Below are 12,853 nucleotides of genomic sequence, written 5' to 3'. Positions count from 1 at the left end.
ACCCTACATAGTGCTTTATAAACCAAACGGCGAATACGCTACGCACTACGTCGGTCTCGTGCCCGAAGAGATGCTAGAAAGCGATATAAATAAGGTGATCGACTGATGTTTGGTTTTTTAAAAAAGGGGCTTGATAAGACGCTAACGGCGATACGCTCGTCAAAGCCCGCCGATAAAAAAATCTCAAAGGAAATTCTAGAAGAGATCTTGCTCGAAGCCGACATCGCCTACGAGATCGTCGAGGAGGTCCTCTACTATCTGCCGCCGCAAAACGAGGTCAAAAAAGACGACCTAAAGCGGCTTTTAAATACCTACTTCATATACGAAAACGAGCGCGAAGTAAAAAGCGCAAAGCCTTTCGTGGAACTCATCTTGGGCGTAAACGGTGCAGGCAAGACGACCACGATCGCAAAGCTTGCGAATTTATATAAAAACGAAGGCAAAAGAGTTATTTTGGGCGCTTGCGATACGTTTAGAGCAGGAGCCATCGAGCAGCTACGTCAGTGGGCGCAGAGAACGGGCGTGCCTATCGTCGCTACGCAACAAGGTCACGATCCGTCCGCGGTCGCCTTTGACGCGATAAACTCGGCCGTGGCTAAAAACCTAGACAACGTCATCCTAGATACCGCAGGCCGCCTGCAAAATCAAACGAATTTAGCTAACGAGCTAAGCAAGATCGTGCGCATCGCAGACAGAGCCTACGCAGGCGCACCGCACCGCAAGATCCTCATCCTAGACGGCACGCAGGGCAACGCCGGTCTAGCGCAGGCAAAGGCCTTTAACGACATCGTGAAGCTTGACGGTGTCATCATCACCAAGCTTGACGGCACGCCAAAGGGCGGAGCGCTTTTTGGCGTCGCGCGCGAGCTGGAACTGCCGATACTCTACATCGGCACCGGCGAGACGATGAACGATCTAGTCAAATTTGACCCTCATGATTTCGTAGATACTATCGTGGATGAAATTTACGCCTAAATCGAAGGCGTAAATTTTATATTTTATTCGCTTGCATTTGTAGCCTGTTTATTTTACATTTATTTACCCCCCCCGAATTTACGAAATTTATATATAATGCCCGCGCTTAATGCAATTTACTAAAAAGGAAATAAAAATGACGACGCAAGAGTATGAAGCTATGTTTGAAGAGGACTATGTGCCGGGCTGGGACGCGATAAACGACGCGCTGGAAAAAATCTACGGCCCCGCAAACGAGCGCCACTATCCGTCGCAGCTACATGCGAGTCTGGGCGGCGATGATTATTTAGCGGGCGTTAGTATCTTTGACTGCGAGGATAGCGCGTTTCATCGCCATATCGTGAGCTTTGGCATGAGCGAGCTTTACTACGATCCGCAAAGCGCGCAAGAAGAATTTAGCGGATGGGGATTTGAGTTTAGCATGCGCGTCGCACCGTTTGCGGACGATCCGGACTCGGATCTTGGCGACAGCGGCGTAGCTCCAAACGAGCCTTTTTGGGTTATATCCGTCATGCAAAACCTCGCTAAATACGTCCACACAAGCAAAAAATGGTTTGAGACATATCATTTCATGCCGGCAAATTCGCCGATACGTCTTGATACGAGTACAAAGCTAGTAGGCGTAGCCTTCGCGCCCGATCCGGTGCTTGGCGGCATAGACACGCCAAACGGCAGAGTAGAATTTCTCCAGATGGTGGGTATCACGCAGCGCGAGCTGGACTGGCTACGCGAGGATCCGACTACGCAACGCGTAGAACGGCTCATAGAAATGATGCGCAAGGACAATCCTCTGCTAATCACAGACCTAAAGCGCGAAAAAGAGTATGCGTAAGTAAATTTAACCAAGCCGTAAGCCCGCTCAAAATAAGCGCTTAAATTTAAGTAAAAGCTTTTATCAAGGTTTACGGCGGTTAAATTTAACCCGGCGCCGACTCCTAGTAGCCCAAAAACCGCATAAGTTTAAAGCTGATTTTAACGTTCCGCAAAATTTAGCACGCGCTAGACTGCCGCAAAGTCTTGCTAAAATTAGCCGCGGCGCAAATTTTAAAATGCAAATTTTCTGCCGAGTTTATTTAGGGTATCTAAAAAACCACATTTAGCATTTTAAAGAGTTAAATTTACGCGCTCTTTTACAAAAGATTTATGCTTTTTATAAACTTGCTCTGCTACCGCGCGAGCTAAGCGCAAATTTTGCCGTTAGATTTTGCTCTATTTTAAGCAAATCTCGAAAATGTAAAACCGCTTATTTCCTTTTTTAAATTTAAATTACGGTCGGCACGGTCGCCAAAGACGCAGCACGCGGATCAAATTTGATTTTAGTTTTTTTCTCCTTTCGTTTTTATATGTATTTTGCAAATTTGCCCGAGCGCAGAACCGCAGTCTGCTCGTCTACCGTAGCTTGCATTTGCTCCTCTAGGGCTTTGTTTTCGCCGTTATTTGCGATGATTACTCGCGTAGGGTATAGCACCAGGCTCATACGCATAGCAAACTCAAGCTGCAAGTCGTTATCTTTTAGCGCTCTTTGCAAGGTTTTTTCGCGCTCTTTGACCGCTTTTAAAGAAAGGATATTTTTAAAAAAGTCTGTAAAAAGAAGCTGCGCATCCGCAAACTCGGCTGATACCTTATGGCGCGAGACCTCTTCGTAGAGCGCAAAAATCGCCTCTTTTTGCGCTTGCGTACATAGCGGATTGATATAAAAAATAGACAAAAAATCCCAAAAATCATCCCACAAAGGAAAGCTTTCGTCAAAAGGCAGGCTAATTATCTCATCGTAGTAAAGCATTACGGGTTCAAATTTCTCCTCGACGTAAAAACTAAACAGCAAGCCCTCTAGCAAATAACTATCGCTAAATCGTCTAATGCGAAATTTTTGTATCTTTTTTATCTTCTTTAAAAGCTCTTTTTGTGTATCGGTAGCGCAAAAAGGTTCTATCTTATCTAAATGTAGGTTCATCGTTATCCTTTTTGTTTAAATTTATCCAAAAACGGCTTTGCCGGGGTGCGCTAGAGCGGCTTTTGCTTTTAATTAGCCGCGTAAATTTAGACTGTTTTTAGCCTTAAATTTATCATCAAAAATACGGCAAATTTGCGCTGCGCCAAAAGGCTTGGCGGCGTAGTCAAATTTTACTCTTATAAGCCAAGCCGCATAAGTTAATTCTAACATTTAGCTCTGCAAACGCGCGATCTAACCGCCTCACGTGCACTGCATAAAAAACGCGCTAACCCGCGACTTCTCGCACCAAAATACGTAAAGTATCCCGCCGCTGCCAAAAAGCAGCTCCCCGTCCTCGCCGCTAGGAAGCCCGCTATCTAGCTGCATCAAAAACTCCATTTTCTCGCCGCATATCGGACACGTCGGCACCTGCGCGCCCTGTATCCACGACGGCTCGCCGCCTATGCGAGATAGATTTTGCCTGCCGTTTGATAGCGCCCAGTCCTGCTTGCGCCAGCGTTTAGGCGCTACGCGCAGACGCACCATGTCCTGGCGCGCCGGCTCGTCGTCTACGTACTCTATCTGCGACCTCTCGCCGATACGCTTTGGCTTGCCCAGCCGGTCGTGTTCGTAAAACGCAGTCTCGCCCTCGTTTATCTCTCTAACGTGCGCGGCTAGGGTTAGGCTAGGCAGCGAGCGCACCGGCAGCTCGCGAGGCACCGGATCAAGCGTGATGAGATGAAAGAGCGGATTTTCCTCGTCCGCGCAAGGCTCGTCTAAAACTCCGCCGATTTTATACTTCGTCTCGCCCAAATTTGCTTCCGCAGCTTCCTCGTTTTTGCCTTTTTTCGCTTCGTCGGTCCATAGTCCCCAAGTCGGGTGATTTTTAGCCTGATGAGCGGCAAACGGCTCACCGAAATACCCCTGCCTAAACGCAATGTGATACGCGCGCTCGCCGCAGTATCTTTTTAGTCTAAACGCTTCGCCGTCGATACTTATTTCATCGCTAGCTTGCGCTTTTTGAACTTGGCTTTCTTCGCGCGGAGCGTTTTTGCCGGATTTGCGGTCGTTTAAATTTTCATCCGCTTGCGAATTTAGATTGTTAGCGTTAAATTTGACGTCATTTAGGACGCCTTGCGTTTGGCTTAAATTTTCATACACCGGCTCCGCGCCGTTTGCGCCTCCCGTAAATTTAACCCTCTCAAGCGTAAAGCCTACGTCCTCCAAATAGTAGCCCAGATGCTCGCTAAGGCTGCCTTTATGCTTCAAAAACTTCTCCGCCGCCGCAGTCTCGCAGGCAAATTTTACGTTTTGCGGCTGTCTTGTTTGCAGCAAGCACTCAAAAATCCTTCGTTTATCGTCCGTGCTAGTTTGCGCGCTAGCTAGCCTCTCGCGCCAGATCTGCGAGCTCTCGTAGTCCAGCTCGCGCCATGGATAGCACTCATAGTATGTCCCGTCGTTTGGCCGCAAGCTAAAAATATCGCTAAGAAACGGGTGCAAAAGCGGCGCAAACTCTAGGCTTGCTACGGCGATAACACCCTGGGCGTTTATTTGTCGCGCGCTATTTTTATTTGCTTGTTTTTTATCTCTTTGCGCCTCGTTTTTAGCCCCGCCCTCCTCGCGCAAAATCTCCATCGCCGTAGAGACCAAAGCCCTAAAATCCTCTTTGCTAACGTAGCTCATAGCGTCATCTAGTAGCGCGCCGCTCTCTCGTTGCCCGCGCAGTAAGCTATCAGCTAGCGTAAAATACGCCGCCTCGTCGCCCTCTAGCCGCCAAAACCGCTCGTATAAATCAGACGCGCCAAAGCCCTCTCGCTCAAAATCCCGCGCTAACGCCAGCGCCTCGTCTTGTTTGCTCATATCGTTTCCTTTTTTAAATTTTTGCGAAAATTTAGCCGAAATTTTAAATTTTTGGCCGGGTAAATTTGACGCAAGGCGCCGTTTATGCGAATTTGGCGCCTTGCTAATAGTAGTTAAAAAGTATTTTCTCTCTTTTCAAGCACGAGATGAAGGATATACGTCGCCGCAAACGCTACCGCGCTAGGCACTATCCAGCCAAGCATAGAGTCGTAAAACGGCATTTTCTTAACGAGGCTGGTAACTAGCGGTACGGAAACGCCGACGATATCAAGGCCGTTTATGGTCCCCACGACCACGCAAACGTAAACGCAGCTGCGGTAAACCAGCTTGCTGGAGTCTATTAGCGGATTGATAAGCGAGAGGATGATAAGCATAATAGCGACCGGATAGATGGCTACGAGTACCGGGATCGAGCCCTTGATGATAGTAGTTAGGCCGAAATTCGCCACGCCAAAGCCGATCAAGCACCACGCCGCAACCCAAATTTTATATTTGACGCGCCCGTCCGTTAGCTCCTCGAAGTACTCGCTAGCAGAGCTGATAAGACCCAGCGTCGTCGTGATGCACGCTAGAAAAAACGCCGAACCTAGCACCAAAACGCCAGCCTTACCGAAATAATAGCCGCTAATGCGCGATAGTAGCTCGGCTCCGTTTATCTGCGGCGCGTCTTTAAAAAGCTCCGCCGACGTAGCCCCGAGGTAGCCTAGCATCAAATAAATCGCCATCAAAATCACGCCCGCCGTCATGCCCGCTTTTATCGTCGATGAAACCAAGTGACGCTCGTCTTTTACGCCCACGGTTCTGATAGCGTTTATCACGATGATACCAAAGGCAAGCGACGCTAGCGCGTCCATCGTCTGATAGCCCTCGACAAAGCCCTTGGCTGCGGCGTGTTGCGCGTACTCTCCGCTAGGAGCGGCAAATTCGCCTATCGGGAAGAAAAATCCCGCCCCAAAAAGCAGCAAAATGAGCGCCAAAAGCAGCGGAGTGAGGTATTTGCCGAGTAGATCGACTAGTTTTGACGGATTCATACAGACGTAATAATTTAACGCAAAATACGCCGCCGAGTAAAAAAACAGCCAAATTTGCAAATTTTCGTGCGCGATAAAAGGCTTAACCGCGATATCAAAGGGCATGTTTGCCGCGCGAGGTATCGCAAAAAGCGGCCCGATCGTAAGGTATAAACGCGCGGTAAAAAGCACCGCAAACACGGGGTCTATACGGCGCACTAGGCTTTGAAGCCCTTTTGCTCTAGCGATGGCTGCTACGCCAAGCACCGGCAAAAGCACCGCCGTGGCGCAAAAAAACATGATCGCGACGTAAAAATTCTGCCCAGCTTCTCGCCCCAAATTCGGCGGAAAGATGAAGTTCCCCGCGCCGAAAAACATCGCAAAAAGCGTGAGCGAGATGACTAAAAACTGATTTCTGCTAAGATTTTGTTTCATTTTTGCTCCGTTTCGGATTTAAATTTGACAGATTGTATTTGGATGAAGTTGAATTTTCGTTGATTTTGGTTAAATTCGCCGATTTTTCGCGCTTGTGTGTTTCGATTTGAAATTTAACAACGCAGCCGGAGTAAAATTTAAACATTTTAAAGTATAATCGCGCAAAGGAAAAAAATGGCGAAAACTAAAACCGTATTTGAGTGTCAAGCCTGCGGCAATCAGCAGAGCAAATGGGTCGGCAAATGCCCTCAGTGCGGGGCTTGGGATAGCTTTTTAGAACTAAACACGCAGCAAATCGAGACGCTAAAAGAGATCTCAAAAAGCACCGCAAAACCAAGCCTTGCAAAGCAAATCAGCGAGGTTGAAATAGAAAAAATCACGCGCATTAGCACGCAAAATAGCGAACTAGACCTAGTCCTTGGCGGCGGCGTCGTGGAGGGCTCGCTGGTGCTGATCGGCGGAAGCCCAGGCATCGGTAAAAGTACGTTGCTACTAAAAATCGCGTCAAATTTCGCCGCCCAAGGTAAAAAGACGCTATACGTGAGCGGCGAAGAGAGCGCAAGCCAGATCAAAATGCGCGCCCAGCGCCTAGACGCGGTCAAAAACGGGCTGTTTTTGCTCACGGAAATTTTACTCGAAAATATCCTCGCAGAAGTGCGCAAAAACGAGTATAAAATCCTCGTCATCGACTCCATACAGACCCTTTATAGCGAAAAAATTGCCTCGGCACCGGGCTCCGTATCGCAGGTGCGCGAGATCACCTTCGAGCTCATGCGCCTAGCCAAAAACGAAAACATATGCGTCTTTATCATCGGGCATATCACGAAAGATGGCTCGATCGCGGGGCCGCGCATCCTGGAGCATATGGTGGACGTGGTGCTTTATTTCGAGGGAGACTCCAGCCGCGAGCTGCGTATGCTGCGGGGTTTTAAAAACCGCTTCGGCTCGACTAGCGAAGTGGGGATTTTCGAGATGAGCGAAAACGGACTCATCAGCGCCAATGACGTCGCGGGTAAATTTTTCACGCGAGGCAAGGCAACTAGCGGCTCGGCGATCACTATCACGATGGAGGGCTCGCGCGCGCTTAGCGTCGAGATCCAGGCACTCGTGTGCGAGAGCGCGTATCCTAAGCGCAGCTCCACGGGTTTTGACAAAAACCGCCTAGATATGCTACTAGCGCTGCTTGAGCGCAAGCTAGAGATCCCGCTGGGTCACTACGATGTTTTTATAAACGTAAGCGGCGGCGTCAAGATCGGCGAAACGGCGGCCGATCTAGCCGTAGTCGCGGCGATCATCTCCAGCTTTAAAAACCGTCCGATCAGCAAAGAGAGCGTATTTATGGGCGAGCTTAGCCTAAACGGCGAGATTCGCGAGATATTTAACCTCGATCAGCGCCTAAAAGAAGCCAAAACGCAGAAATTTAAAAACGCGATAGTGCCGTCTAAGCCGCTTGATGCGCAGGGGCTAAAGTGCTTCGTTGCAGGTGATATCACGCAGGTTTTGGAGTGGATGTAAAATTTAGCAGCCAAAACCCGCGCCGCAAAAACGCAAAAGGAAAAATATGGAAAATCTAAAATGGAAGCTCTCAAAATCGCTAAAAACAGCGATGAGACAAAAAGATATCGATACATTTACGCTAGCTAAAATCGCCGAGGAGACCTATGTAGCGGCTCATGCGGATAACGATTTGGACGTCAGGCAAGAGGTTTTTAAGGTTATCGACGAATACGCGAGCGAGGTGAATTTAGAAATCTTAGACCTCGTTTGTAAAATTTTAGGCGTTGGCGTTAAATTCGGCGACGGTGGAGATTTTTAAATTTGCCGCCGCTTTAAATTTGCTTCAAAATTTAAATCCGGTACGAAAGCCTAAAGCGCACAAATTTACGGTAAAATCAAAACGCAAAAGCGCAGACTCGGCGTTTAAATTTTATGCAGACTTGGCAAAATATAAATACGGGCGGCAAATTTTACATAGCTAGCCGGCTAAAAAAGGCAGCAATCGCCTTTGCGCAATAAAGCTCGGCAAAAGGCGCCGTTTTTAGCAGGTTACGACAGTCGCGGCCCAAAAGAGCAAAGCGGCGAAATTTGCGAAAAAATCGCGCCGAAAAATCCAGCTAGGCATAGCCGCAAAATGCCGTAAAAAACAAAAACTAGGAACAAAATGTTTGGTTATATTAGGTTTATCTTAGCGTATTTCGTGCTACTATCGCACGTCGGTATAGGACTGGCGGGCAAAAACATAGGCGTCTTTGCAGTCGTGATTTTTTATATCCTAGCAGGACTCGTCACATCAAAGGTCTTTATCAAAATCGCACCGAAAAACGCACAAATGAGCTACTTCATAAAAGATAGATTTTTACGCATTTATCCCGCGTTTTTCTTTGCGTTTGCGCTGACGGTGCTATTTTTTTGCGCGACGTCGTATCTGCAGCCGCATTTTAATGCAAAAAACTTGCTCCTAAATGCGCTTATCGCGCCACTAAACTACTTTTTTTGGCTTGATGTTTCCGTCATAGACGCGCCCGTGGGGCTAAATTTCATCATACCTCCCGCATGGTCGCTAGGAGCGGAGCTTCAGGCCTACGCCCTGCTCGTGCTAGCGATCAAATTTAGAAGGCTAGGCTACGCGCTAGCTACCGGTTCGCTAGGCGTTTATGCAGCGGCAAATTTGGGCTTTATAAATGCCGATATCTACGGATATAGGCTTGTTTGCGGCGTATTTTTTATGTTTTACACTGGGTTTTTGATCTATCAAAAAGAGTTTGGCAAGCTCGCCGTTTTTTACGCGGCGGTAGCGGCGCTGGCAGGCTATCTTTTTTACTCGCGCGAATTTAGCGCCTTTGGCGTAGAGACGGCGACCGGCTATCTAGTCGGAGCTGCGGTCGTACTAGCGCATGAGAGGTTTAAATTTAAGCTTAAATTTAACGATATCGCAGGCTCGCTTTCATACGCGATTTTTATCAGCCATTTTCTTTTTATTTGGCTTAGCGAATTTTGGCTGGGGGGCGTAAATTTAGCCTTCGTGACGGGCGGTTCGGTTACGTTTGGATTGATTAATTTCTATCTAATCGAACGAAAAATAAACAAAATAAGATTTAAAAAACGAGTTTAAATTTCCAAAATTAGACCGAATTTTAGGTTGTCGCAGATTCAAGAGTTTGTGAATTTTGTTTGCTTTTATAGACGGCTTATTAAGGATTGCACCGCTTTTTTATCTAGCCTAAATTTATGGTTATTTGCCTTAATACGTCGCAAGCCGTGAAATACGCCAAAAAGCTACTTAAGCAGCGGTATATCTTAGACGGCGATTTGCGGCTGCTGGAGCCAAACAAAATCGTATTTTAGACGGTTATTTTAAGCCTTTTAAAGTTTATGGACATTTACTCGGGTCTAAATTTAAAGCAATAGCGCCTTATTTAAATACGTCCGACAGGCTATTAAAGATTATTTTTATGCGCCGCGATTTTAAGGCAAATTTTACGAAAATCTAGCAAATGCCGACTTGCTCGCTTTAATACAAAGCTTCTAAACACGCTCAATCTAGCATATTGACGCCAGCGTAGGCCGTCTAAAGCGGTTAAGCGCGCAGATGCGTCATCTGCCGTGTTGCGCGGCGGGTTAGAGCCAATTTTATTAGCAGCCGCAGATAAAGGCTCGCCCGCCGACGCAAAAAACGGCGAATAGCCCCTAAAATTTACTTTAAAAACGATAATTTTACGTAAAATCCGTACCGCCAAATATTTTTTTAAATCCTTTGCCAGCCGTCAAATTTAAAACGACAAGCAAAGATGAAATACCAAAATCGCCCCAAATATCGGCAAATTTTACGCGAGGCAAAAGCGCCTACGTATCTAGTCGGTTTAAAATCCGCGAAGTTTACATTCTATCGTAATCGTCGCTGATGCGTACGATATCATCCTCGCCCAGATACTCGCCCGTTTGTACTTCGATGATGATAAGATCGGTGTTTGCGGTATTTTCTAGGCGGTGGATCTGCTCTTTTTTTATATAGATGGACTCGTTTTGCCTTAGCGGCATCTGGCTACCGTCTATCGTCACCAGCGCCTCGCCCTCGACGACGACCCAGTGTTCGTTTCTTTTAAAATGCTTTTGCAGGCTTAGTCTTTTGCCGGGTTTAACCACTATCTTTTTCATCTTGTAGCCGCTACCCTCGCCCAGTACCTCGTAGCTGCCCCACGGACGGTATACGCTCGTGTGCGCTTCGCAAATTTCAGGAAATGAATTTGAAAAGTGTTTATAAACCTCTTTTACCTTTTGCGAACTGCCTTTTTTGGCGATCAAAAGCGCGTCTTTGGTATCGACTACGAGCAAATTTTGCACGTCTACGAGTGCGGTCGGTTTTTTGGTTAGGATGAAATTTTCGCTTGAGTCGATTTGTAGCGATTCGCCGATATTTTTTATCTTTTTACTCAGCTCGTCAAAGCTGCCCATATCGCTCCAACCAGCATCAAGAGGCACCATTTTGATATTTAGGCTTTTTTGCATTAGCGCATAATCGATGCTGATGTCCTCGATCTTATCCATAAAATTCGGACTAATTTTTAGCAAATTCGGTTCGTTTGCCGAACCCTCTATCGCCGCCGTAACGTCTTTTACGATACTTGGCGCGTATTTTTTCATCTCGCTTAAAAACACGCCCGCCTTAAAACAAAACATACCGCTGTTAAAATAATATCCGCCCTCTTTTATAAATTTAGTAGCGGTTTCAAGATTAGGCTTTTCGATAAACCGCTCCACGTCGCCGTTTTTATCGGCTTTGATGTAGCCGTAGCCGGTATTTGGCTCGCAAGGCTTTATGCCAAACGTCGCTAAAAAGCCCTGACTTGCGTAGCTTTGCGCGATCAAAAGCGCTTTTTTATACTCCGCTTCGTTCTCGATTAGATGGTCGCTCGGAGTAACGAGCAAAATCTCGTCCTCATCGCAGCAAAGCGCGGCAAAAGTAATCGCCGCGGCAGTGTTTTTACCGAAAGGCTCGAGGATAAATTTATCTATTTTTTTACTTCCGCACTCATCAAGCGCCAAAAAATAGTGCGCCTCGTTGCAAACGATGATCGTTTTTTGCGCGTGCATGTTGCGTCTAAGCGTAAGGTCAAAGAGTGATTTGCCGTTAAAAAGCCTAATAAATTGCTTTGGCATCAGGGTACGAGATAGCGGCCAAAGTCTTGTACCGGAACCTCCGCAAAGTATAACGTTTGTCATTTTTACGCCTTTTGCTTTAAATTTTCGACCAAATTTAAAAATATTTCTTGTAATTTTACAAGCAAATTTTGATCCTTGGTCTCAAATCTCGTAACGATAACCGGCGTCGTATTTGAGGCTCGCACCAGCGCCCAGCTGCCGTCCTCAAATCTCACTCTAACGCCGTCTATGTCGATGATTTCAGCTATTTTGCCAAGGCCTGCTAGCAAATTTTGCGCGTCGCCCTTCTCGTAAATTTCAACCAAAACCTCTTTTAGCTTTGCAACCAGCTTAAATTTTTGCGCGTCGGTCGTTTTTATTTTTATCTCGTCGGTGCTAAAGACCTTTGGCAATTTATCCAGCTCGCCGTCTAGGTTAAAGCCCTTAGCCACAAGCTCTAGCGCGCGAAACATCGCGTAAGTCGCATCGTCAAAGCCGAAATACCTCTCCTTAAAGAAAATATGCCCGCTCACCTCGGCCGCCATGTCGATATTTAGCTCCTTCATCGCCTTTTTGATATTACTGTGTCCGGTTTTACCCATGAAGCTTTTGCCGCCATGGGCGTCGATTTCGTCGTACATATTTTGCGAGCATTTGACCTCGCCCAGCACCCTGGGATTTTTCATCGCAAGGCTATATAGATAGGCTAGTTCGTCGCCTTTTATGTTGCGTTTTTTGGTTAGAACAGCGATGCGGTCGCCGTCGCCGTCAAAACCAAATCCTATGTCAAATTCGCCCTTGAGCGCGGCCTTTAGGTCGCTTAAATTTTTCTCCTCGCTAGGGTCTGGGTGATGGTTTGGGAAGTTGCCGTCGGGTTCGCGGTATAAAATTTTAGCGTCTAAATTTAACGCCTCGCAAATTTCGGGCAAAACCGCTCCGACCGCGCCGTTTGCGCAGTCGATAACGATTTTAAGCGGTAAAGCTTTTAAATGCGCAAACTGCTCTATAAGAAAATTTTTATAAGGCGTCGCGATGTCGAATTTTTCAGCTCTTGGATCGTCTGGAATTTGCGTTTTTGCCGCGATGTCTGCTAGCACGGCGACTTTTAACTTTTGCAAATCCTCGCCGAAGTAACTATCCTTAAAAATCGTGATTTTAAAGCCGTTGTACTCTTTTGGATTATGAGAGCCGGTTATCATTACGTTTGCATCAAATTTATCCGTAAACACGCTAAAATACCCGACTGGCGTCGGTAGCAAGCCGATAGCATAGACCTTGATCCCGGCTAAATTTAGCCCGCTAACCAGCCAGCCGAAAATCTCGCCCGCGCTTAGCCTAGCATCATACCCCACGCTAACGTTTTTTGCGCCCCTACGTAGCATTTCTCGACCCAAATTTAACCCGATCGCTTTAACGCTCGTTTCGTTTAGATCTTGCCCGAAAATCCCGCGTATGTCATATTCTCTAAAAATTTCTTCTATCAAAATTTTACCTTTTTAAA

General features: G+C 46.9%; 11 protein-coding genes and 1 pseudogene. 6 read left to right on the top strand and 6 right to left on the bottom strand.

Going from position 1 to position 12,853, the window contains the following annotated elements; genetic code table 11:
* The 3 genes and pseudogenes from RYL88_RS02105 to RYL88_RS02095 all read left to right on the top strand — a co-directional run.
* A pseudogene (locus RYL88_RS02105) lies at nucleotides 1-106 on the top strand (TlpA family protein disulfide reductase); the annotation flags it as partial.
* On the top strand, nucleotides 106-975 hold the full coding sequence (gene ftsY, locus RYL88_RS02100; protein ID WP_314988761.1) for a signal recognition particle-docking protein FtsY: 870 nt from the start codon (nucleotides 106-108) through the stop codon (nucleotides 973-975). The pseudogene RYL88_RS02105 and the gene ftsY, both read left to right, overlap by 1 nt.
* A 136-nt stretch (nucleotides 976-1,111) precedes the next feature.
* Nucleotides 1,112-1,807, top strand: a complete 696-nt coding sequence (locus RYL88_RS02095) for a suppressor of fused domain protein (RefSeq protein ID WP_314988760.1) — start codon at nucleotides 1,112-1,114, stop codon at nucleotides 1,805-1,807.
* Nucleotides 1,808-2,314: 507 nt separating this feature from the next.
* Here RYL88_RS02095 and RYL88_RS02090 read toward each other — a convergent pair.
* From RYL88_RS02090 to brnQ, 4 genes are all read right to left on the bottom strand, one after another.
* Nucleotides 2,315-2,929 carry a hypothetical protein gene (locus RYL88_RS02090; protein WP_314988759.1) on the bottom strand — a complete coding sequence of 205 codons (615 nt, stop codon included), beginning with the start codon at nucleotides 2,927-2,929 and terminating at the stop codon, nucleotides 2,315-2,317.
* 72 nt (nucleotides 2,930-3,001) lie between these two features.
* A complete protein-coding gene (locus RYL88_RS02085) occupies nucleotides 3,002-3,139 on the bottom strand; it encodes a hypothetical protein (RefSeq protein ID WP_314988758.1) in 138 nt (45 codons plus the stop codon).
* 30 nt (nucleotides 3,140-3,169) lie between these two features.
* Nucleotides 3,170-4,768 carry a hypothetical protein gene (locus RYL88_RS02080; protein ID WP_314988757.1) on the bottom strand — a complete coding sequence of 533 codons (1,599 nt, stop codon included), beginning with the start codon at nucleotides 4,766-4,768 and terminating at the stop codon, nucleotides 3,170-3,172.
* Between the two features lie 113 nt (nucleotides 4,769-4,881).
* Nucleotides 4,882-6,213 carry a branched-chain amino acid transport system II carrier protein gene (gene brnQ / locus RYL88_RS02075; RefSeq protein ID WP_314988756.1) on the bottom strand — a complete coding sequence of 444 codons (1,332 nt, stop codon included), beginning with the start codon at nucleotides 6,211-6,213 and terminating at the stop codon, nucleotides 4,882-4,884.
* 174 nt (nucleotides 6,214-6,387) lie between these two features.
* Here brnQ and radA point away from each other — a divergent pair, with 174 nt between their 5' ends.
* The 3 genes from radA to RYL88_RS02060 all read left to right on the top strand — a co-directional run bounded on the left by radA (nucleotide 6,388) and on the right by RYL88_RS02060 (nucleotide 9,325).
* Nucleotides 6,388-7,728 (top strand): DNA repair protein RadA, encoded by a 1,341-nt coding sequence (gene radA / locus RYL88_RS02070; RefSeq protein WP_314988755.1) that lies wholly within the window; start codon nucleotides 6,388-6,390, stop codon nucleotides 7,726-7,728.
* 46 nt (nucleotides 7,729-7,774) lie between these two features.
* The gene (locus tag RYL88_RS02065) at nucleotides 7,775-8,029 is read left to right on the top strand and encodes a hypothetical protein (RefSeq protein ID WP_314988754.1); all 255 of its coding nucleotides are present in this window, start codon (nucleotides 7,775-7,777) and stop codon (nucleotides 8,027-8,029) included.
* A 345-nt stretch (nucleotides 8,030-8,374) separates the two neighbouring features.
* Entirely contained in the window at nucleotides 8,375-9,325 is a 951-nt protein-coding gene (locus RYL88_RS02060) for an acyltransferase (RefSeq protein WP_314988753.1), read from the top strand.
* Between the two features lie 764 nt (nucleotides 9,326-10,089).
* Here the strand turns inward: RYL88_RS02060 and RYL88_RS02055 are convergent.
* Entirely contained in the window at nucleotides 10,090-11,433 is a 1,344-nt protein-coding gene (locus RYL88_RS02055) for a mannose-1-phosphate guanylyltransferase/mannose-6-phosphate isomerase (protein ID WP_314988752.1), read from the bottom strand.
* Nucleotides 11,434-11,435: 2 nt separating this feature from the next.
* Nucleotides 11,436-12,836, bottom strand: coding sequence for a phosphomannomutase/phosphoglucomutase (locus tag RYL88_RS02050; RefSeq protein ID WP_314988751.1), 1,401 nt, complete (start codon nucleotides 12,834-12,836; stop codon nucleotides 11,436-11,438).
* Between the last annotated feature and the right edge of the window lie 17 nt (nucleotides 12,837-12,853).

Origin of the sequence: uncultured Campylobacter sp. (assembly GCF_963517995.1) — a bacterium.
Lineage (GTDB): Bacteria > Campylobacterota > Campylobacteria > Campylobacterales > Campylobacteraceae > Campylobacter_A.
Note: the sequence above shows the minus strand (reverse complement) of the source record. Positions and strands in the feature narration are given on the sequence as shown.